The 20,368-nt window shown below is 72.1% G+C and carries 18 protein-coding genes; 10 read left to right on the top strand and 8 right to left on the bottom strand.

Going from position 1 to position 20,368, the window contains the following annotated elements; translation table 11 throughout:
• Nucleotides 1-2: 2 nt before the first annotated feature.
• From ACJ5H2_RS06345 to ACJ5H2_RS06330, 4 genes are all read right to left on the bottom strand, one after another.
• The gene (locus ACJ5H2_RS06345; RefSeq protein WP_408898723.1) at nucleotides 3-977 is read right to left on the bottom strand and encodes a glycosyltransferase family 2 protein; all 975 of its coding nucleotides are present in this window, start codon (nucleotides 975-977) and stop codon (nucleotides 3-5) included.
• Complete coding sequence (locus tag ACJ5H2_RS06340) at nucleotides 974-2,020, bottom strand: hypothetical protein (protein WP_408898722.1); 1,047 nt, start codon at nucleotides 2,018-2,020, stop codon at nucleotides 974-976. The genes ACJ5H2_RS06345 and ACJ5H2_RS06340 overlap by 4 nt, the downstream gene beginning before the upstream one ends.
• A gap of 84 nt (nucleotides 2,021-2,104) precedes the next feature.
• Complete coding sequence (locus ACJ5H2_RS06335) at nucleotides 2,105-3,490, bottom strand: phospholipase D-like domain-containing protein (RefSeq protein WP_408898721.1); 1,386 nt, start codon at nucleotides 3,488-3,490, stop codon at nucleotides 2,105-2,107.
• Between the two features lie 193 nt (nucleotides 3,491-3,683).
• On the bottom strand, nucleotides 3,684-4,820 hold the full coding sequence (locus ACJ5H2_RS06330; RefSeq protein WP_408898720.1) for an endonuclease/exonuclease/phosphatase family protein: 1,137 nt from the start codon (nucleotides 4,818-4,820) through the stop codon (nucleotides 3,684-3,686).
• A 68-nt stretch (nucleotides 4,821-4,888) separates the two neighbouring features.
• Here ACJ5H2_RS06330 and ACJ5H2_RS06325 point away from each other — a divergent pair, with 68 nt between their 5' ends.
• From ACJ5H2_RS06325 to ACJ5H2_RS06300, 6 genes are all read left to right on the top strand, one after another.
• Nucleotides 4,889-5,932 (top strand): formylglycine-generating enzyme family protein, encoded by a 1,044-nt coding sequence (locus tag ACJ5H2_RS06325; protein ID WP_408898719.1) that lies wholly within the window; start codon nucleotides 4,889-4,891, stop codon nucleotides 5,930-5,932.
• The gene (locus ACJ5H2_RS06320; RefSeq protein ID WP_408898718.1) at nucleotides 5,929-7,488 is read left to right on the top strand and encodes a sulfatase; all 1,560 of its coding nucleotides are present in this window, start codon (nucleotides 5,929-5,931) and stop codon (nucleotides 7,486-7,488) included. Before ACJ5H2_RS06325 ends, ACJ5H2_RS06320 begins: the two co-directional genes overlap by 4 nt.
• A 93-nt stretch (nucleotides 7,489-7,581) precedes the next feature.
• A complete protein-coding gene (locus tag ACJ5H2_RS06315) occupies nucleotides 7,582-8,841 on the top strand; it encodes a magnesium transporter MgtE N-terminal domain-containing protein (RefSeq protein ID WP_408898717.1) in 1,260 nt (419 codons plus the stop codon).
• Nucleotides 8,838-9,386, top strand: a complete 549-nt coding sequence (locus tag ACJ5H2_RS06310; RefSeq protein WP_408898716.1) for a DUF1003 domain-containing protein — start codon at nucleotides 8,838-8,840, stop codon at nucleotides 9,384-9,386. Before ACJ5H2_RS06315 ends, ACJ5H2_RS06310 begins: the two co-directional genes overlap by 4 nt.
• A 50-nt stretch (nucleotides 9,387-9,436) precedes the next feature.
• Nucleotides 9,437-10,582: an Mrp/NBP35 family ATP-binding protein gene (locus ACJ5H2_RS06305; RefSeq protein WP_408899595.1), complete on the top strand. Its 1,146-nt coding sequence runs from the start codon at nucleotides 9,437-9,439 to the stop codon at nucleotides 10,580-10,582.
• Nucleotides 10,583-10,643: 61 nt separating this feature from the next.
• Nucleotides 10,644-10,997: a sec-independent translocase gene (locus tag ACJ5H2_RS06300; RefSeq protein WP_408898715.1), complete on the top strand. Its 354-nt coding sequence runs from the start codon at nucleotides 10,644-10,646 to the stop codon at nucleotides 10,995-10,997.
• Nucleotides 10,998-11,124: 127 nt separating this feature from the next.
• Here the strand turns inward: ACJ5H2_RS06300 and ACJ5H2_RS06295 are convergent, their stop codons facing one another.
• A complete protein-coding gene (locus ACJ5H2_RS06295) occupies nucleotides 11,125-11,661 on the bottom strand; it encodes a hypothetical protein (RefSeq protein ID WP_408898714.1) in 537 nt (178 codons plus the stop codon).
• 161 nt (nucleotides 11,662-11,822) lie between these two features.
• On the opposite strand from ACJ5H2_RS06295, the gene ACJ5H2_RS06290 reads away from it, so the two are divergent.
• From ACJ5H2_RS06290 to ACJ5H2_RS06280, 3 genes are read left to right on the top strand one after another with little or no spacing between them, the layout of a single operon-like run.
• A complete protein-coding gene (locus ACJ5H2_RS06290; RefSeq protein ID WP_408898713.1) occupies nucleotides 11,823-12,482 on the top strand; it encodes a LysM peptidoglycan-binding domain-containing protein in 660 nt (219 codons plus the stop codon).
• Between the two features lie 22 nt (nucleotides 12,483-12,504).
• Nucleotides 12,505-13,023: an Rv3235 family protein gene (locus ACJ5H2_RS06285; RefSeq protein WP_408898712.1), complete on the top strand. Its 519-nt coding sequence runs from the start codon at nucleotides 12,505-12,507 to the stop codon at nucleotides 13,021-13,023.
• 45 nt (nucleotides 13,024-13,068) lie between these two features.
• Nucleotides 13,069-14,268, top strand: a complete 1,200-nt coding sequence (locus ACJ5H2_RS06280; protein WP_408898711.1) for a hypothetical protein — start codon at nucleotides 13,069-13,071, stop codon at nucleotides 14,266-14,268.
• Nucleotides 14,269-14,433: 165 nt separating this feature from the next.
• On the opposite strand, the gene secA is transcribed toward ACJ5H2_RS06280, so the two are convergent.
• The 3 genes from secA to folC are packed head-to-tail and all read right to left on the bottom strand — an operon-like array spanning nucleotide 14,434 to nucleotide 19,109.
• Nucleotides 14,434-17,331, bottom strand: coding sequence for a preprotein translocase subunit SecA (gene secA, locus ACJ5H2_RS06275; protein WP_408898710.1), 2,898 nt, complete (start codon nucleotides 17,329-17,331; stop codon nucleotides 14,434-14,436).
• Nucleotides 17,332-17,361: 30 nt separating this feature from the next.
• Nucleotides 17,362-17,760, bottom strand: coding sequence for a DUF4233 domain-containing protein (locus ACJ5H2_RS06270; RefSeq protein WP_408898709.1), 399 nt, complete (start codon nucleotides 17,758-17,760; stop codon nucleotides 17,362-17,364).
• Nucleotides 17,757-19,109, bottom strand: a complete 1,353-nt coding sequence (gene folC, locus ACJ5H2_RS06265) for a bifunctional tetrahydrofolate synthase/dihydrofolate synthase (RefSeq protein WP_408898708.1) — start codon at nucleotides 19,107-19,109, stop codon at nucleotides 17,757-17,759. Before folC ends, ACJ5H2_RS06270 begins: the two co-directional genes overlap by 4 nt.
• Nucleotides 19,110-19,179: 70 nt before the next feature.
• Between folC and ACJ5H2_RS06260 the strand changes: the two genes are divergently transcribed.
• Nucleotides 19,180-20,355, top strand: coding sequence for a glycoside hydrolase family 43 protein (locus ACJ5H2_RS06260; RefSeq protein WP_408898707.1), 1,176 nt, complete (start codon nucleotides 19,180-19,182; stop codon nucleotides 20,353-20,355).
• Nucleotides 20,356-20,368: the final 13 nt, after the last annotated feature.

Genomic DNA, 20,368 nt, shown 5'->3' with positions numbered 1-20,368 from the left:
TGTCAGACCAGCGCACGGAGCTCGTCGGGGATCCGGACGTACGGCGGGCGGACGAGCGCGAGGTGCTGACCCGCCCCGGTTGCCCGCCACAGGTCGCCCTCGTTCTGGACGATGGACTGGATCCGCTTCGGGCCCGGCCGGAACCTCCCGAGCTCGCCGGCCGCCTCGGCCTCGGCGACCTGGGCCGAGGCGGTCCGCAGCGCCTCGACGATCTCGTCGGTCGGCCGGCTCCAGCTCGACTTCACCGCACGACCCTCGCCGACCGCCGCCTGGTGCCGATGCTCCGCGAGCAGCTCCAGCTGACCGAGGTCGGCGAACTTCAGGTGGAACATGAACAGCTCGGGGTCCGGAGCGAACGGGTGCCGGATGCCGTGGGAGGCGTGGGCCCAGTCCGCGTCCACCCACTTCAGGGCGGGCTTGCACATGAGGGGGGTGAACCGGGCGAAGGCACGCTGCCCGAGCAGCGTCGGCGCGTCGAAGTCGAGTGCAGGCTCGGCGTCCACCCGGTGGATCACGTTGTAGCCGAGGACGCCGCACACCGCGCTGCCCGCACGCGCCGCGGCGAAGTGCCGCAGCGAGGCGTGCCGCGCCGGGTCCGCCACGACGAACTCGTCGGCGTCGGCCAGCAGGACCGCGTCGTAGGCGAAGAGGAGGGACTTCGCCAGCCCGCTGAGGATGCCCATCCGGGACGGCTCGAAGGAGTACTTGTCCAGATAGGGCAGGCGCAGGACCGTGCAGGGCAGGTCGTCGGTCGAGCCGTCCACGCTGTGGTCGTCCACGACGAAGACGTCCTCGACGCCCAGCTCGCGCTGGTAGTGCGCGACCCAGCGGCGCAGCACCGGTCCGCTGTCACGGCTCATCGTGATGGCGGCCACCCGCGGCAGCCCGTCCCCCGAGCGCCGCGCCGCGGGGGCGCCGGGCTCGGTCGCCGGCGGACCGGGGACGGTCGCGTCGTCGCGGCGGCCACGCCACCTCATGAGGTCTCCTCCGCCACCAGGCCCGCCGCCCTGCCCCAGCGGCCCAGCGCGATCTCGATCGCGTCGATGGCGGCCCCCAGCACGTCCTCGGCGGGGACGTCGGCGGGCTGGAGACCCGGGACCGGCTGCGGGCGGAGCTCCTCGAGGTCGCCGACCACGCGGTGCTTGCCCTTGCGCAGCAGGCTCACCTGCTCCTCGCCGCGTGCGCGGACCCACGCGTCGTCGTACCCCAGGCGCTGGCCGCCGCCGGCGCGCAGCGACAGGCCGCGCTTGGCCAGCTGGTGCTTGACGAGGCGGTCGTAGTACGGCGGCAGCTCCCCGCGGCCGTCGGGGCGGAGCCGCCGGTTGAGCTGCAGCAGCACGAGCGCGCTGGGCAGGTCGATGCTGGGGTTGCTGCGCACGTCGAGGTCGATCCCGTCGGGGCTGATGGCGAGCACCTCGGCGAAGCGCCGCCACAGCAGGTCCCCCGGCGCGCCGGGGGGCGGCACGGTGACCAGCGTGAGGGCGCGCCGCTCGAGGGGCTTCGCCCAGCGTGCGGCGATCGCCGGGACGTCCTGGTGCCGCCAGAAGCGCGCCGCGGCGTCACTCGGGGCGCTGCGGGCGGCGAGCGCGGCGACGTACTCGGGCCAGGCCGTGGTGCCGCCGTTCTGCACCGACTCCAGCCACATGGCCGGGACATTGCGGGCCAGGTCGCGACAGGTGATGACGGCCTCGACGCGGCTCTCGGGGAAGGTCCGGCGGATCCGCTGGATCTGCTTCTCGTCGCGAGGCGCGAGGTACTCCATGGAGACGACGGCCGTGCCGGGCCAGGACCGGATCTCGTCGACCATCTGCTGCCACATGCCGCTCGGCGGCATCGGCGGCTGACCCGGCCCGCCGTGGCCGATCAGCTCCTTGACCGCGCGCACCTGGCGACGCCAGCGGCGCCCGGGGAAGAGCACCCCGCGCTCGGCCAGCAGCGCCTTGTTCTCGCCGAGCACGTTCTGGAGGAAGCTGGTCCCCGACTTCATCGTGCCGATGTGCAGCACCACCCGCTGCGCCATGGTCCTCCTGCCTCGGTCCTCATCGACCCGAAGCCCGGGCCGCCGCCTCTCGGCAGCGACCCGGGCCTCGGGTGGTGTCCTTCGTCAGTACAGCTCGGCCTCGAGCTCGTGGAAGGGGTAGTCCTTCGGGCTGAGGTACTCCGCGCCCGGCTTGACCCGGACCGTCGGGTCGGGGTCCGCCGAGTTGACGTAGTTGGCCAGGGTGCGCGGAGCGATCCGGTAGATCATCTCGATCCAGCTGATGTACTTGTCGGTCAGCGCCGCGTCGTCCTGGAAGATCACGTTCTGCTCGTCGGAGGACCAGCCGAGCTTCGTCCAGTTCTCGCTGCTGGAGAGGACCATGTTGCCGTCGGGGCGGCCGTCGACGTTGCCCTTGACGGTCATGCCCTTGAGGTGGACGTAGCGGTCCTTGAACTTGTTGGCCGTCGCGCCGGTGATGTAGACCATCTGCTTCGCCGGCACACCGCGCAGGATGCCGCGGATCTTGCCCGACATCATCATGAAGACGACCTGGATGTCGCAGCCCTCGTTGTGGAGCTGGCGGACCTTGTTGGCGATGACGGCGCCGCGCTCGTCGCCCCAGACGGCGTTGGCGATCCGGAGCTTCGTGCGGCCCGTGCCGGTGTTGGTCGCTCCCTGGCACTGGACCTTGTTGAGCACCTTGAGCGCGGGGTCGACCTCGCCGCGGTGCGGCGCGAAGATCGAGGTGATGTTGCCGACCGTGAACCGCAGCGCCGGGTAGCTCTTGTCCCGCCGGGCCTGGGCCCACATCTGCATCCAGCCGTCGTAGACCGCCTGGTTCTCGGTGATGGTGGTCCAGTCGTTGAACTGGTTGACGGCAGCGGAGCCGGTGAAGTTGCCGGAGCCCTGCATGACGATGAAGTTCGTGGCGCCCGACTTGCTCACGAGCATGAGCTTGGAGTGCATCGCGCCGCCCTTGCCGCGGCAGGTCGCGGCGCAGGTGCGGATCCAGCTGCGCAGCTCCTTGGGCCGGTCGGCGTTGCCCTTCTTCAGGGCGTTGCGCAGGACCGGGTACGAGCGACCGGGTCCCTGCGCCATCGCGAGCCCACGGGCCATGATGATCTGCACCGACGCGCCGCGCTTGTGGGCGGCGATGAACTTGCGCGCGAGATAGGGCGAGTCGAAGTTCCACGTCATCAGCCGGATCGTCTGGCCGGCCTCGACGTTCTTGAGCGTCTTGACGATCTTGCGGTGGATCGCGCCGCGCTTGCGCTTCTTGAACGGGTGGTTGAACGTGACGCCCGGCGTCACGACGTACGCGGGGTCGGGTCCCTTGCGGGCCGCCGGCGTCGACGTGCTCTCGGCCTCGGCCGCGACCGGCGCTGCGTCGGCGCGGGTCACGCCCGCCTGGCCGGCGACCAGCAGGCCCACCGCGAGAAGCAGCGCGGCCAGCGCCGCGACGGTCCGCGTCCGTCCTGCTGCCGACCGGGTCCCCCACACATCCACCACGTCCTGCTCCCTACCCGCTTCACCCGAGACATCGATCCGGGCTCCGAACGGGCGCGCTCCTCGCGGAGGCGCAGGCGGCTCTCGACCCTTTGACGCGGGGCACTATACCCGCCCCAGCACGGCCAAACCCGCTTCCGGGCGCGGTGTCGACGGCCGCGGCGTGGGCCTCGTCACGCGGCCGAGGCGGCCGGACTCACTCCGGCGTGCCCTCGGCCCCCTCGCCACTCGAACCCCCGGAGCCGCCCGGCTTCTGGGACGTGCGGGACTTCTTGGTCTTGGCCGCTGGCTCGCCGTTGCACTTCTCGGTCTTGATCCCGCCGAGCTCGAAGCCCGCGCGGACCGGCAGGTGGTCGGACCCGCCCTCGGGCATCACCACCGAGCTCAGCGCGGTGAGGTCCGGGCCGCCGTACAGCAGGTAGTCGATGCGCCCCCGCGGGCGGTTCGCCGGGTGCGTCGCGCCGCCGCCGGAGCCGGCGACCACGAAGCTGTCGCTGAGCCCCGAGGTCAGGATCCGGCCGGGGCCGGAGCTGGGCCAGGTGTTCATGTCGCCTCCCAGGATCTTGGGCCGGGGGTCGGCGGCGAGCATGCGCGAGATCGTGCTGGCCTGCGCGGTGCGGATGTTCGGCGAGGTGTTGTCGAGGTGGGTGCTGTAGACGCTGACCTCGACGCCCGCGATGTCGATCACGACGTGCAGCAGGCCCCGCGGCTGCGCCCGGCCGATATTGGGCAGCCGGGTGTTGGTCGAGGACAGGATCGGGAACTTCGACACCACGGCCGTGCCGTAGAGGCCGTCCCCGAAGGTCACGTTGTGACCGAACGCCGAGTGCCAGCCGCCGAGCCTCTCGGCGAACCACGCCGCCTGGTCGACGCTGCCGGTGCTGCGGCGGCGGTTGTCGACCTCCTGCAGCAGGAGGACCTCGGCCTTGGAGCGCTGCATGACGCCGAGCAGCCGCTCGAGGCTGCCGGCCCGCGCGGACTTGATGTTGTAGGAGAGCGCCGTGAACTGGGTCGTGCCGATCAGCGCCTCGCAGACCAGCTGGGCGGACTGGCGCTCGGCCTCCATCGCGAGCGGCGGGACCACGACGCCGGCGGTCTCGGTCGGCGTGGGCGGGAGGGCGTCGGGCGTGGCCGAGCTCGCACCGGCCGACGCCGTACGGCGTCCTTCGTGCGCCACCGGAGCGTCCGGGGCGTCCGGCGGCAGGATGAGCGAGACCCCGAGACCGACGAGCACGACGACCACGGCCACGACCGTGACCACCACGTCGAGGGAGGAGACGGCAGGGCCCTGCCGCTTGCCGGCGCGCGCGCCGGGACGCTCCTGCTCCTCCACGTCGGGAATCGTAATCGACGTCACCGCCGGGGCGGACCTCTTCGCGCGCTGGGGCAGACTGGTCGGCGATGCCCACCCAGCGCCCCTGTTGCGTCCCCGCCGCTCCCGGCCCGGTCGCCGTCCCCGCCCCGGCCCCCGCGCCGGCGACGTCGCCGGCCGCTCCCGCGCCCGCTCCCGGCATCGCCGCTGGCGGCCTCGACCTCGGTGAGCTGGCCCCCATCCCCTCCGGCCGGGCCCTGCTCGGGGACCACTTCGGCGACGGCTACGCCGGCGACGGCGAGGGCCCGGTGCACGAGGTCGAGCTGTCGGCCTTCCTCCTGGGCACGACCAGCGTGACCAACCGCGCGTTCGCGGTCTTCGTCGAGGCCACCGGGCACCGCACGACGGCCGAGCGCGAGGGGTTCTCCGCCGTCTTCCACACCGATGTCGCCGCCACCGTCGGCGACGTGCTCGGCCGCTCCCCCGCCACGCCCTGGTGGGTCGGCGTGCGCGGGGCGGACTGGCGGCACCCGGAGGGCCCGCGCTCGGACATCGCCGACCGCGCCGACCACCCCGTGGTCCACGTCTCCCACGACGACGCCCTCGCCTTCGCGCGCTGGGCCGGCCGACGGCTGCCGACGGAGGCCGAGTGGGAGTACGCCGCCCGGGGCGGTCTGACCGGCTGCCGGTACCCGTGGGGCGACGAGCTGATGGCCGAGGGGACGTGGCGCTGCAACATCTTCCAGGGCTCCTTCCCGGGGACGAACACCGCCGAGGACGGCTGGACCACGACCGCGCCGGCCGCGGCGTACGACGCCAACGGCTACGGCCTGCACCAGATGGTCGGCAACGTCTGGGAGTGGTGCTCCGACTGGTTCGACCCCGCGGCGTACGGCGCGCGGCCGCGCCGCGATCCGCGTGGCCCCGCCTCTGGTACGGTCCGCGTCATGCGCGGGGGCTCGTTCCTGTGCCACGACTCGTACTGCAACCGGTACCGGGTGGCCGCCCGATCGGCAGCGCCGCCGGACTCCACCGCGTCGAACCTCGGCTTCCGCTGCGCCGCCGACGTCGCCCGCCGTGCGACCGCGGACAGAACCAGCACGAGCACCACCCCGAAGGAGACCGACTCGTGACTCGCCCCGGACGCCTCCGGATCGCCACCGCCGCCGTCCTGAGCGCGAGCGTGCTGTCCGCCTGCTCCGGTGGGGGCGGAGGATCGGCGGAGCGCCCGCCCGCCGTGAAGTACCAGCCGCCGGGCGAGCAGGCGGACGTCGCGGCGCCGACGAAGGCCGACACGGTGCTCGGCCCCGAGGCGACCCCCGCGCCCGTGGCCTCGCCGGACAAGCCCAACCTGCTGATGATCACGATGGACGACGCGGCCCTCAAGGACATGGAGTACATGCCGCACCTCCAGGAGCTCGTCGCCGACCAGGGCGTCACCATCGCCAACGGGCTCGCGCCCACACCGATCTGCGTGCCCGCACGGGCCTCGCTGCTCACCGGGCAGTACGCCAACAACCACGGCGCGGTGACCGTGGCCGGCGAGGGCGGCAGCTACACCGCCTTCGACGACGAGGACACCCTGCCGGGCAGCCTGCAGAAGGCCGGCTACGACACGATGATGGTCGGCAAGTACCTCAACGGCTACACCCGCCAGGAGGTCGACCACGAGCCGCCGGGCTGGACCGTGTGGCGCCCCACGGTGGACTTCGCGACCTACGACTTCGAGCACCCGCAGCTGCTCGTGGACGGCGAGATCGAGGAGTACGACGAGTACTCCACCACCCTGCTCAGCGACCAGTCGAACGCGCTGATCGCGGACCACGCCGAGGGCGCCAACGCCGAGCGGCCCTGGTACCTGTGGGTCAACTACGTCGCGCCCCACCACGGCAGCCCCGTGGAGGACGACGATCCGGAGGGCATCTCGACGACCGTGCCGGACAAGCGCGACCGCAACAGCTTCGAGGACCTCGACCTCGACACCACCCCGGAGATGTTCGAGGAGGACCCCAGCGACAAGGCGCTCGTGCGCTCCGCGCGGCAGAAGAGCTCGAAGGAGCGCCGCGCGGCGCTGCGCGAGGTCCGCCAGCAGCGGGTCGAGTCGCTGCAGGCCGTCGACCGCGCGATCGCCCGCACCGTCCGGACCCTCGAGGACACCGGGCAGCTCGACGACACCTACGTCGTCGTGACCTCCGACAACGGCTACGCCGTCGGGGAGCACCACCTCAACGGCAAGCTGTGGCACTACCGCGACACCATCGGGATCCCGATGTACATCCGCGGTCCCGGCCTGCCCGCGGGCACCACCACCGAGGCCCCGGTCACCAACGCCGACTGGGCGCCCACCTTCGCCGCCCTCGCCGGCACCACCCTCGACCGCGACGCCGACGGCGTGGACGTCATGCCGTGGCTCGACAGCGACGCCACGCGACGCGTCGTACCCATCGCCGGATGGCCGGTCAAGGGAGGCCTCGACCCGCTCTACACCGGGGTCATCGTCGGTCCGTGGACCTATGTCCGCGGCCGGAAGGGGCGCGGGGAGATGTACTACACGAAGAACGACCCCTACCAGCTCTACAACCTCTACCGCGACCCCCGCTACAAGCAGGCGCGGCAGGAGCTGCGGGCCCTGTGGCTCGAGAGCCGGGACTGCGCGGGCGCGTCGTGCCCGCGGACGTTCATGCGCTAGCCCGGTCCGCACGGGCGCGGCTCGCGCGGGTGCGGCTCGCGCGGGCGCGGCTCGCGCCGGGATCGGCGCCGCGGCCCGGTAGCGTTGCGTCCCGTGAGCACCACCTCCTCCCGCGTGTTCGCGGCCAGGCTCGTCGGGCTCCCGATCTTCGACCCTCAGGGCGACCAGGTCGGGAAGGTCCGCGACCTCGTCGTGACCCTGCGCACGGAGGGCACCCAGCCGCGCGTGCTCGGGATGGTCGCCGAGGTGTTCGGCCGGCGCCGGATCTTCGTGCCGATGACCCGGGTGACCAACATCGACAGCGCTCACGTCTACACGACCGGGCTGCTCAACATGCGCCGCTTCGAGCAGCGCTCCACCGAGACCCTCGTGATCGGGCAGATGCTCGACCGCACCGTCACCATCAAGGACAGCGGCATCACCGGCACGGTCTACGACGTCGCGATGGAGCCCGCGCGCACCCGCGACTGGGTCCTGAGCCGGGTGGCCGTGCGCGAGCCGTCCAAGGGCTTCCGGCGCCGTGGGCAGACGCACGTGGTCGAATGGCGCGACGTCACGGGGCTCACCCGCGCCGACGACCGCCAGGGCGCCACCCACCTGGTCGCCGCGCTCAACGAGATGCGGCCCGCCGACGCGGCGAGCATCCTGCACGACCTCCCGCCGGAGCGTCGTACGGCGGTGGCGCTGGCGCTCGACGACGAGCGGCTCGCCGACGTCCTCGAGGAGCTGCCCGAGGACGACCAGGTCGAGATCCTCAAGGGACTCGACTCCGAGCGCGCGGCCGACGTCCTCGAGGAGATGTCGCCCGACGACGCCGCAGACCTGGTGCGCGACCTGCCGCCCGAGACCGCCGAGATCCTGCTCGAGCTGATGGAGCCCGAGGAGGCCGAGGACGTCCGGCGCCTGATGAGCTACGTCGAGAACACCGCCGGCGCGATGATGACGTCCGAGCCGGTCATCCTCGGCCCCGACGCGACGATCGCCGACGCGCTCGCGCACGTGCGCAACCCGGAACTGACGCCCGCCCTCGCCGCCCTGGTCTACGTGTGCCGTCCGCCGCTGGAGACCCCGACGGGCAAGCTGCTCGGCGTCGCGCACATCCAGCGCCTGCTCCGCGAGCCGCCCTCCACGCTGGTGGCGGGGGCGCTCGACGACTCGATGGAGTGGCTGCGCCCGGAGGCGAGCATCGACGAGGTGGCCGCCCACCTGGCGACGTACAACCTCGTCGCGGCGCCCGTGGTCGACGAGGACCGGCGCCTGATCGGCGCCGTCACCGTCGACGACCTGCTCGACCACATGCTCCCGGCCAACTGGCGCGAGCGGGCGCGGGAGCGCGGGAAGGGCGCGTCGTGAGCGAGGCGCGCCGGGAGCGGCTCGACACCCCGCGCGAGGAGCGACGCAAGCTGGTCCGCCGGCCGGCGTACAACTCCGACACCTTCGGGGTGTTCGCCGAGCAGTTCGCTCGGTTCATGGGGACGGCGACCTTCCTCATCTACATGACGCTGTTCGTCGTGGCGTGGATGGCCTGGAACACCCTGGCTCCCCCGGACCTGCGCTTCGACCGCTTCCCGTTCATCTTCCTCACGCTCATGCTGAGCCTGCAGGCGTCGTACGCCGCCCCGCTGATCCTCCTCGCGCAGAACCGGCAGGAGGCGCGGGACCGGGTGATCGCCGAGCAGGACCGGCAGGCCGACGCCCGCGCGCACGCCGACATGGAGTTCCTCGCCCGCGAGGTCGCCTCGCTGCGGATGGCGGTCGGCGAGGTCGCGACCCGCGACTTCCTGCGGTCCGAGCTGCGCTCGCTGCTCTCCGACCTCGACGAGCGGGCGACCCAGGTCGAGGAGCGTGCGCAGTCTCACGACGACGGCGCCGACGAGCCGTCACCCGGCGGTCCCTAGACTCAGGGGTTGTGAGCAGTTCGCAGCAGTCCCCGTCCGTCGAGCAGGTCATGGCCGCCCTCGGCAAGGTCAACGACCCCGAGATCAAGCGCCCGATCACCGAGCTCGGCATGGTGGACGCGGTGGACATCGCGCCGGGCGACGGCGGGTCCGTCGTCACCGTCAAGGCACTGCTCACCGTGGCGGGCTGCCCGCTCAAGGACACCATCACCCGTGACGTCACGGCCGCCGTCACCGCCCTCCCGGGCGTGACCGGGGTCGATGTCCAGCTCGGCGTGATGAGCGCCGAGCAGCGCTCCGGCCTGCACGAGACGCTCCGTGGCGGCCAGGCACAGCGGGAGATCCCGTTCGCCCAGCCCGGCTCCCTCACGAAGGTGTTCGCGATCGCCTCCGGCAAGGGCGGCGTCGGCAAGTCGTCGGTGACGGTCAACCTGGCGCTCGCGCTGGCGAAGGCCGGTCGCAAGGTCGGCCTCGTCGACGCCGACATCTACGGCCACTCGATCCCCGCCATGCTCGGCGTCGCCGACGCCCGGCCGACCCAGGTCGACGACCTGATCATGCCCGTCCCCACGCCGTCCGGCGTCTCGGTCATCTCGATCGGCATGCTCAAGCCGCGGCGCGACCAGGTCGTCGCCTGGCGCGGACCGATGCTCGACCGGGCGCTCGTGCAGATGCTCGCCGACGTGTACTGGGGCGACCTCGACGTCCTGCTGCTCGACCTGCCCCCGGGCACGGGTGACATCGCCATCTCGCTCGGGCAGCACCTGCCCGGCGCCGAGGTCGTCGTCGTGACCACCCCGCAGGAGGCTGCGGCCGAGGTCGCCGAGCGCGCCGGGACGATGGCGTCGATGATGCACCAGCGCGTCGTGGGCGTCATCGAGAACATGAGCTATCTCGCCTGCCCGCACTGCGCCGCCGAGGGCAAGGAGCACCGCCTGGAGGTCTTCGGCGCCGGCGGCGGCGACCGGGTCGCCGCGACCCTGTCCGAGCGGTTCGGGTACGACGTCCCCGTGCTCGGCCAGATCCCGCTCGACATCGCCCTGCGCGAGGGAGGCGACGCCGGCAAGCCGATCGTCGACGCCGACCCCACCGCTCCCGCCGCGGAGGCCCTCGCGGCGATCGCCGACCGGCTCGGCGGCCGCGGGCGCGGCCTGGCCGGCATGCAGCTCGGCCTCACTCCGACCAGTAAGTTCTGACCGGCACGCCGCACGGCGCGCGGGCCACGACAGGACACGACGGAGAAGGGGCGGCGGGCCAGTGTTCGGGATCGGATTCGGCGAGCTGGTGGTCATCGCCTTCCTCGCCGTGCTCGTCTTCGGTCCCGACAAGCTGCCCGAGCTCGCCCGGCAGGCCGGACGGCTCGCCCGCGAGCTGCGCAAGTTCGCCACCAACGCCCGCGACGAGCTGCGCGCCGAGCTGGGCCCCGCCTACGCCGACCTAGAGCTCACCGACCTCGACCCCCGCGCCATCGTCCGCAAGCACATCGCCGAGGCGATGGCCGAGCTCGACGATCTCGAGGACTCGATCCGCGACACCGGCCGCGACGAGCCCGCCCCGGTGCGGATGCTCGAGCCCGGCGAGCGGCCGCCGTACGACTTCGATGCGACCTGAGAAGCGGAACGACTCGTCAGTACTTGTGCGGTTTGGGACCAATCCACGCCGTTCTGGGGCCGTCGGATGCGGTCTGTGACCAATCGGCGGCCCTCCGGTCGGCTTCGGCGGCCAGCTCCGCTGATTCTCAGGCGCGTGACTGCGCCGCCGCCAGCGCGCTGAACGCGATCAGAAGGATCCGCCGCTCCTCACCGACGGCGAGCTCGCAGAAGTCCGCCCCGACCCTTCCCAGCAGGCCGTCGTAGCGGGTGCCGTCACGCAGGTGCAGCAGGCACGGCTCGCCGGCCTCGGCGATGCGGCGCAGAGCTGAGGGCAGGCCGAGCCGGGTCAGGGGTGACCAGGCGATCTGTGGCACCGAGCGCGGTGAAGCGTTCTCGACCGTGGCGACCGCGTCGAACGCGACGACCCAGTCGTGCTCGCCGGCGCCGAGCAGCAGCCAGCCGTCGGCGACCCGCTCGATCGTTCCGGACAGCATGCCGACGCCGAGCACGCCGAGGACGACGCGCTGGCCGACCGTCGCCATCAGCCGACCGGCCAGCAGCACCTGCCGGTACTCGGCACGGCTGCGGTCGGCGACCTCGGGGCCACGCTCGGCGGCGTACAGGGCGCTTGCCTGCTCCTCGAGGTCGTCGAAGAGCGCGAACAGCTCCTCCTCCCAGCCCATGGTCCCAGCCTCGCACGCCCCTCCCCCACAATCTCGGCCCGATCGTTGACAACTGCCGTCAACGGATTCATCCTGGTCCAAATGCACGCAAACGCAAAGGTTCTCTCGGGATGGAACTCGTCGTTTCACGCGGGGCGCGCACGCGCGCAGGCCTGCTTTGGATGACCGCGACGGCACTACTTGCTGTCGCCGGCACCGTCACCGCACCCCTCGCCCGCCCGTTGCTGACGGCTCCCGGACCGACCTTCGCGGACGCCCTGGTCCAGTGCTGCGCCGGCGCCGCACTGACGGCCGCCGCGGTGCTCTGGGTGACGGCGACCGACGTGACCTGGGGCGTCCTGCGCGCGCCCGCCCGGCCCCGTGCGACGGGCCCGTTGCGGCGCCTGCTCCTTGCCGCGTGCGGCGTCACCGTGCTCGCCACCACCACTCCCGGGTACGCCGCTCCCGCGGGCCCCGACGTGCCAGCCGTGCCCGCCGTGGCCACCGAGTCCCTCGCGGACACCGCCGTGCTGCACGGCCTGCCTCTCCCCGACCGCCCCGCCGACCGCCCCGCCGACCGCCCCGCCGACCGCCCCGCCGACCGCCCCGCCGACCGTTCCGCCCACCGTGCCCCTGACCCTCCCGGCCACCACTCGGGCACGGTCGTCGTCCGGCCGGGAGACACCTTGTGGTCGATCGCAGCCCGCGCCCTGGGCCCGGGGGCGTCGGACGCCAACCTGGCGGCGTACTGCCGCCGGATGCACGCCCGCAACGCCTCGGAGATCGGCCCCGACCCCGACCTCATCCACCCCGGGCAGTCGCTGCGGCTGCCGCCCGCATGATCCACGACCGGCAGGAGGAGCCATGGCCGCCGTACCTCCCGAGCTCGCCGGGGCCCGGGTGACCGTGCCCGTCAGTCCCACCCAGGGCACCCTCGCCCTGGCCCTGCTCCCCCGGCGCTCACCGCCCGCGGTCCGCCCCCGGCGCCCGCCGCGGTCGCGGCCCGGCGCCGTCGTGGTCCCGGTCGACCAACGCCTGCGCCACGCCATCGAGGAGTGGACCCACCGCTTCGTGCAGGCCGCCGTGGAGATCGTCGGCGGCGACCGACCGGTCTCCCAGCTGGTCCGGTGGACCACGCCTGATGTGTACGCCGACCTCCACCGGCGCGCCCTCCTCGTGGCCCGCGCCGGTGGTCACCAGCCCGGACTGGCGCGGGTGCAGTCGGTGCGACCCCGGGTGCTGAGCGTGCACGCCTGCTTCATCAGCGACGTGGTGGTCGAGTGCGGCGTGCATGTGCGCCACGGGAACCGCTCACGGGCGGTCGCGGCGCGCTTCGAGCGGCGCGACCAGCGCTGGATCTGCACCGCACTGGACTTCGCCTGACCTCTAGGCCTGGTCAGATGTGACCTGACTCACTACGTTGCGGCCATGATCCGTACCCTCGCGGCCGTCCTGGCCGTCGTCGGCGCCGCGCTGGCCGCGCCACTCACCGCCTCTCCCGCACGCGCCGACGGCCCGGGGGTCGGTACCCCCTGGATCGTCTCGGTCGGCGACTCCTACATCTCCGGGGAGGCCGGTCGCTGGGCCGGCTCCTCCAACAGCAGCAGCGCCCGCGCCGACGCGCTCGGGCCGACGGCGTACCACGACAACGCCACGGGGACCGGCGAGACGATTGCGCGCTGCCATCGCTCCCGCAGCGCGGAGATCCACATCGGCGGCGGCGTTCGCAGCCTCAACCTGGCCTGCTCGGGCGCCACGACCGGCACCTCCACCGGGGAGTACTTCAAGCCCGGCCTCGACTTCTACAGCGGTCCCGAGGGCGTCGGACAGGCGCGAGCGCTGCAGGCCTTCGCCACCGCCAACAACGTGCGGATGGTCGCCGTGTCCATCGGCGGCAACGACTTCGACTTCGCGGGCATCGTGCAGCAGTGCGTGCAGGACTTCTTGCTCTCGCCCTCGTGGTGGAAGGACTACTGCAAGGACGACAGCAGCGTCACCAGTAACTTCACCAGCAGCAACGTGACGGCCGTTCGCGGCCGGATCGCCACCGCCCTGGCGAACGTGCGCACCGCCATGCGCAATGCCGGGTACGGCGACAGTCAGTGGACCATGCTGGTGCAGACCTATCCCTCGCCCATCCCGAGCGGCGCCGGGTTCCGCTACGGCCAGAGCGGCTACACGCGGCAGAGCACCGGCGGCTGCGGCTTCTGGAACGCCGACGCCGACTGGGCCAACAACACGGCGCTGCCGACCATCAACAACACGGTGACCGGAGCCATCAGCCAGGCCGGCATCACCAATGCCCGGGTCCTCAACCTGTCGGGTGCGCTCAACGGCCGGCGGCTGTGCGAGACGGGGGTCGGGCTCTACGAGGAGGTCGGCATCGCGAGCTGGACCAGCACCGGCGCCGTCGACCGCACCGAGTGGGTCAACCAGATCCGGACCGTGAGCACGGCAGGCGACTCGCCGTACTACATCCAGGAGTCGCTGCACCCCAACTACTGGGGCCAGCTCGCCGTCCGCTCCTGCGTCCGCCAGGCCTACAACGGCGGTACGCCGCGCGGCGGCGCCTGCGTCCGCAGCGGCACCGGGCTCCTCAACGGCGAGCCCCGCATGGCCCTCCAGTGACCGTTGAGTCGTCACTTCTGACCCGTCGAGTCGTCACTAGATGCCCGTCGAGTCGTCACTAATTGACCGTTGAGCCGTCAGTCGGGGCATTCCGACTGACGGCTCAACGGGTCAGAACCGACGACTCGACGGGTCAGAAGTGACGACTCAACACCCCTGAGGGAGTCAGCCGCTGACGCGGGTGGTGTAGCCGGAGGCTCCGCCGGGGGCGCCGTGGCAGCGCTTGTACTTCTTGCCGGAGCCGCAGGGGCACAGGGCGTTGCGGCCGACGTCGGCGAACTCGTCACCGGCGTTGGAGACCGTGCCGGAGCCGCGGACCTCCTCGTGACCGGTCTCGTCCGGGGCGGTGTAGGTGAGGTTCTGCGGCTGCTTCGGGGCGTCGAGACCCTTGGCGGTCACCTTCGGCGCGTGGCCGGCGGCCTTGAGCTCGGAGGAGATCGACGACAGGTCGACCCCGCCACCGGCACCCACGCCGACGCCGGTGGGCGGCTCGGCGAACGCACCCTCGTGCATCGGGCCGGCGTGCCGTGAGCCGTCGGCGTGGTAGTGGACCTCCTCGTCCCCCTCCTCGACCTGGACCTCCAGGTTGAACAGGAAGCCGACGGTCTCCTCCTTGATGCCGTCCATCATGGCGGCGAACATGTCGAAGCCCTCGCGCTGGTACTCGACCAGGGGGTCGCGCTGCGAGTACGCCCGCAGGTAGATGCCCTCGCGCAGGTAGTCCATCTCGTAGAGGTGCTCGCGCCACTTGCGGTCGAGCACCGAGAGGAGCACGCGGCGCTCGAGCTCGCGGGCGACCTCCTCGCCGACCTCCTCCTCGCGACGGTCGTACGCCGCGTGGGCGTCCGCCTTCAGCCGCTCGATCAGGTCCGCCTTCTCCAGAGCGGCCTGGCTGCCGGCCTCCTCGACCAGGTCCTTCCAGGAGATCGACACCGGCCAGAACTGCTTGAGGTCGGTCCACAGCTGCTCGAGGTCCCACTCCTCGGAGAACTCGTCGAGCGAGCCGTTGACGAAGCCGGTCACGACGTCGTCGATGAACGTCCGGATCTGCTCCTCGAGGTCGACGCCCTCGAGCACCTCGCGCCGCTCGCCGTAGATCACCTTGCGCTGGCGGTCCATGACGTCGTCGTACTTGAGGACGTTCTTGCGAGACTCGAAGTTCTGCGCCTCGACCTGGCCCTGGGCGCTGGCGATGGCGTTGGTGACCCGCTTGTTCTCGATCGGGACGTCGTCGGGGATCTTCAGCATCAGCAGGACGCGGTCGACCCAGTCGGACTTGAACAGCCGCATGAGCTCGTCCTGCAGCGACAGGTAGAAGCGGCTCTCGCCGGGGTCGCCCTGGCGGCCGGAGCGACCGCGCAGCTGGTTGTCGATGCGACGCGACTCGTGGCGCTCGGTGCCGATGACGTAGAGGCCGCCCAGCGCCTTGACCTCGTCGTGCTCGGCCTCGACCTGCTTCTTGATCGTCTCGACCATCGCGGGCCACGCGGCGTCGTACTGCTCGGCGGTCTCGCCGGAGGGCTCGAGGCCCTGCTTGCGCAGCTCGGCGTCGGCGAGGAACTCGACCGAGCCGCCGAGCATGATGTCGGTGCCGCGGCCGGCCATGTTGGTCGCGACGGTGACCGCGCCCTTGTGACCGGCGAGGGCGACGATCTTCGCCTCCTCGGCGTGGACCTTGGCGTTGAGGACCGAGTGCGGGATGCCGCGCTTGGTGAGCTGCTGGTGGAGGTACTCCGACTTCTCGACGGACACCGTGCCGACGAGGACCGGCTGGCCCTTCTGGTGCCGCTCGACGATGTCCTCGACGACGGCGTTGTACTTCGCCTCCTCGGTGCGGTACACGAGGTCGGGCTGGTCGATGCGCAGCATCGGCTTGTTCGTCGGGATCGGGACGACGCCGAGCTTGTAGATCTTGTCGAACTCGGACGCCTCGGTCAGCGCCGTGCCGGTCATGCCGGAGAGCTTGTCGTAGAGGCGGAAGTAGTTCTGCAGGGTGACGGTGGCGAGGGTCTGGTACTCCTCGCGGACCTTCACGCCCTCCTTGGCCTCGATGGCCTGGTGGAGGCCGTCGTTGTAGCGGCGTCCCGCGAGCATGCGGCCGGTGTGCTCGTCGACGATGAGCACCTCGCCCTCCATGACGACGTACTCCTTGTCGTTGCGGAACAGCTCCTTGGCCTTGATGGAGTTGTGCAGGAAGGAGATGAGCGGAGTGTTGGCCGACTCGTAGAGGTTCTCGATGCCGAGGTGGTCCTCGACCTTGGTGATGCCCTCCTCGAGGACCGAGATCGTGCGCTTCTTCTCGTCGACCTCGTAGTCGACGTCCTTGGTGAGCTTCTGCGCGATCTTGGCGAACTCGCCGTACCACTTCACCTCGTCCTGGGTCGGACCGCTGATGATGAGCGGGGTGCGCGCCTCGTCGATGAGGATCGAGTCGACCTCGTCCACGATGGCGAAGTTGTGGCCCCGCTGCACGCACTCGTCCAGCGACGACGCCATGTTGTCGCGCAGGTAGTCGAAGCCCAGCTCGTTGTTGGTGCCGTAGGTGATGTCGCACGCGTAGGCCTTGCGGCGCTCGTCGGGCCGCATGCTCGGCAGGATCACGCCGACGGACAGGCCGAGGAAGTGGTGGACGCGGCCCATCATCTCGGACTGGAACTTCGCCAGGTAGTCGTTGACCGTGACGACGTGGACGCCCTTGCCCTCGAGGGCGTTGAGGTACGCCGGCAGCGTCGAGACGAGGGTCTTGCCCTCACCGGTCTTCATCTCGGCGATGTTGCCGAGGTGCAGCGCCGCGCCGCCCATGATCTGCACGTCGAAGTGGCGCTGGCCGAGCACGCGGCGCGCGGCCTCGCGGACCGTCGCGAACGCCTCGGGCATGATGTCGTCGAGGTCCTCGCCGTCGGCGAGGCGCTTGCGGAACTCGTCCGTCATGCCCCGCAGCTCGGCGTCGGACATCGCCTTGAAGTCGTCCTCGATGGCGTTGACGGCCTTCGCGATGCCCTCGAGCTGGCGGAGGATCTTGCCCTCTCCGATGCGGAGGAGCTTGTCGATGATCACTGGCACGCGGCCACTCTACCCAGCGGTCACCAGGGGTCAGAGTTCACGCTGCCGGTCGTACGCCGAGAACGCCTCGGCCCGCTCGCGCTCGATCTTGCGGCCCAGGCCGTAGGCGGTACCCCAGAGCAGGGCGAAGATCCCGGCGACCACGAACATGAGGGGCGCGAGGAGCCCCAGGGCCACGGCACCGACCTGCAGCGCGTGCCCCAGGACGTACGCCGACTCGCGGCGCAGCATGCCCGCGACCAGCACGCACGCCAGCGCCAGGCCGAGCCCGACCGGCAGCGCGACCCCGGCCCGGATCCCGGAGACCCCGATCATCACCGGCGTCGACAGCCCGACCGCGATCGCCTCGAGGGAGAGCACGGCGGCGCACATCGCGCGGCGCGGCGACCGCTCGCGCTCGGGGTCGACCGGCGTCGGCGCGGCGCTCACTTCCGCCCTCCGAGCAGCACCCGGGCCTCGCCGACGGTCACCACGGAACCGGTGACCAGGACGGCGCCGGAGCTGAGCGCGTCGCTGCCCTCGGCCTCCGCCAGCGCGGCCGCGGCGTCGATGGCGTCGGCCAGCAGCGGTACGACGGTGACCCGGTCCTCGCCGAACACCTCGCGGGCGACCTCGGCGAGCCGGTCGGCCGGCAGCGCCCGGTCGGTGGAGTTCTGGGTGACCACGACGTGGGCGAGGCTCGGCTCGAACGCCGCCAGCAGGCCCTCGGCGTCCTTGTCGCCCATCACGCCGATCACGCCGACGAGCGGGTCGAACTGGAAGGAGTCCTCCAGCGCCGCCGCGGTCGCCTCCGCGCCGTGCGGGTTGTGGGCGGCGTCCAGGACGATCGTGGGGCTGCGCCGGACGACCTCGAGCCGACCGGGTGAGGTGATCTCCGCGAACGCGCCGCGCACGACGTCGTCGCCGAGCGGCTCCTCGCCGCCCACGAAGGCCTCCACCGCGGCGAGCGCGGCCGCGGCGTTCTGCGCCTGGTGCGCGCCGTAGAGCGGGAGGAAGACGTCGTCGTACCGTCCGCGCAGGCCCTGGAGGGTGACGACCTGCCCGCCGACGGCGGCCGCCCGGGCGACCACGCCGAACTCGAGGCCCTCGCGGGCCACGGTGGCGCCGACCTCGGCGGCGCGCTCGAGGAGGACGACCGCGACGTCGGCGCTCTGCTGGGCGAGCACCGCCACGGCGCCCGGCTTGATGATGCCAGCCTTCTCGCGCGCGATCTCGACCGCGGTGCCGCCGAGGTAATGGGCGTGGTCGACGGCGATCGGGGTGACGACGGCGACGTCGGCGTCGATCACGTTGGTGGCGTCCCACGAGCCGCCCATCCCGACCTCGACGACGGCCACGTCGACCGGGGCGTCGGCGAAGGCGGCGTACGCCATCCCGACGACGGTCTCGAAGAAGCTGAGGGGGTGCGCCTCGGCCTGGTCGACGAGGTGGGTGTACGGCGCGACGTCGTTGAACGCCCGGACGAAGGCGTCGTCGTCCAGGGGCTCGCCGTCGATGCTGATCCGCTCGGCCATGCGCTCGACGTGCGGGCTGGTGAACCGCCCCGTGCGCAGGTCGAGGGCGCGCAGCAGCGCGTCGACCATCCGCGAGGTGGAGGTCTTGCCGTTGGTCCCGGTGAGGTGGATCGACCGGTAGGCGCGCTGCGGGTCGCCCAGCAGCTCGGTGAACGCACGGATCCGGTCGAGCGAGGGCTCCAGCCGGGTCTCCGGCCACCGGGACAGCAGGGCGTCCTCGGCCTCGGCGACGGTCTGGGCGGGACGCGCAACGGGCTCAGTCATGGCTCGCGAGAGTCTAGTCGTGCACCGTCGACCCACCCCCTAGGGTGTGCGGGCGGAGGGAGGCACGCTCATGCGAGCTCTGGCGGCGGCCATGGTCGCGGTCCTCGGGCTGTCCGGCTGCGCCGGCGGCGAGCACGACGCTCCCGCGGCCGCGCCCGCGACCTCGGAGGCACCGTTGATCCCGGAGCCGAGCGCGCTGCCCACGACGCTGCCCAGCGACGTCCTCGCCGGCGAGATGCAGGACCTTGCGAAGCTGGCCGAGCGGCTGGCCCAGCAGCTGCCCGCGCAGCGCCGGCCCGAGGCGGTGCGGGTCGCCGGATCCAGCACCCGCTGGCAGCCGGGCGTGGCGTACCGCGGGGTGTTCGCGGACCCGGACGTCGTGCGGCACCGCGGCCGCTGGTACGCCTACGCCACGAACACCTCCCACCTGCGCCTGCCCGTCCTCACCTCGCGTGACCTCGTGACCTGGACGCCGCTCACCGACGCCGCCGGGCGCCGGGTCGACCCGATCGAGGTGGCGGGCTGGGTGCGCAGCCGCGACGGCGGGCGCGACCTGTGGGCGCCCGGGGTCGACAAGGTGGGCGACGGCTGGACCGCGGCGTACGCCGCGCCGGCCGGCACCCACGGCGGCCAGCGGCACAACTGCATCGGCCTGACCCGCGGCCCGTCCCCGGCCGGGCCCTTCCGGCCGGTCGGCGAGCCGCTCTGCTACGGCGAGGCGCAGCTGGGCGTGATCGACCCCGATGTGTTCGTCGACGACCAGGGCGTGCCGTGGCTGCTGTGGAAGTTCTCCGGCGTCGTCAACCGGCGCCCGGCCGGGCTCTTCATCCGGCAGCTGAACGCCGACGGCACCGCCTTCGCCGAGGGCTCGCAGACCCGGGAGCTGCTCACGCTCGACCGGCCGTGGGAGGGCGACACGATCGAGAACCCGAGCATGGTCCAGTTCCGGGGGGTGACCTACCTGTTCTACTCCGGCAACTCCTGGGAGCGGGCGGACTACGCCACCGGCTACGCCATCTGCGCGGGCCCGCAAGGGCCGTGCGTCCGGCAGAACCGCGGCGAGCCGCTCCTCGCGACGGAGTCGACCGGACGGCTCGGCCCCGGTGGCGCGAGCGCGTTCGTCGACCGGAAGTCGCTCCGCCTCGTCTACCACGCGTGGGACCAGGTCGGCCGGACGCGGCGGCTGCACGTGGCGAGCCTGTGGCAGCGCGACGACGGCACGCTCGAGGTCGTCGACCCAGGCTGATCCGCCCCCTCCG

The organism is Nocardioides pymetrozini (assembly GCF_046058985.1).
Classification (GTDB): Bacteria; Actinomycetota; Actinomycetes; order Propionibacteriales; family Nocardioidaceae; genus Nocardioides.
The sequence above is the reverse complement of the archived record's forward strand: the minus strand, read 5'-3'. Positions and strand labels throughout refer to the sequence as shown.

What these genes read in the sequence shown, in the direction of transcription:
- ACJ5H2_RS06260 (WP_408898707.1), top strand. Translation starts at nt 19,180, where the DNA reads ATGCGAGCTCTGGCGGCGGCCATGGTCGCGGTCCTCGGGCTGTCCGGC.
- folC (WP_408898708.1), bottom strand. Translation starts at nt 19,109, where the DNA reads ATGACTGAGCCCGTTGCGCGTCCCGCCCAGACCGTCGCCGAGGCCGAG.
- ACJ5H2_RS06325 (WP_408898719.1), top strand. Translation starts at nt 4,889, where the DNA reads ATGCCCACCCAGCGCCCCTGTTGCGTCCCCGCCGCTCCCGGCCCGGTC.
- ACJ5H2_RS06290 (WP_408898713.1), top strand. Translation starts at nt 11,823, where the DNA reads ATGACCGCGACGGCACTACTTGCTGTCGCCGGCACCGTCACCGCACCC.
- ACJ5H2_RS06295 (WP_408898714.1), bottom strand. Translation starts at nt 11,661, where the DNA reads ATGGGCTGGGAGGAGGAGCTGTTCGCGCTCTTCGACGACCTCGAGGAG.
- ACJ5H2_RS06345 (WP_408898723.1), bottom strand. Translation starts at nt 977, where the DNA reads ATGAGGTGGCGTGGCCGCCGCGACGACGCGACCGTCCCCGGTCCGCCG.
- ACJ5H2_RS06305 (WP_408899595.1), top strand. Translation starts at nt 9,437, where the DNA reads ATGGCCGCCCTCGGCAAGGTCAACGACCCCGAGATCAAGCGCCCGATC.
- ACJ5H2_RS06340 (WP_408898722.1), bottom strand. Translation starts at nt 2,020, where the DNA reads ATGGCGCAGCGGGTGGTGCTGCACATCGGCACGATGAAGTCGGGGACC.
- ACJ5H2_RS06280 (WP_408898711.1), top strand. Translation starts at nt 13,069, where the DNA reads ATGATCCGTACCCTCGCGGCCGTCCTGGCCGTCGTCGGCGCCGCGCTG.
- ACJ5H2_RS06285 (WP_408898712.1), top strand. Translation starts at nt 12,505, where the DNA reads ATGGCCGCCGTACCTCCCGAGCTCGCCGGGGCCCGGGTGACCGTGCCC.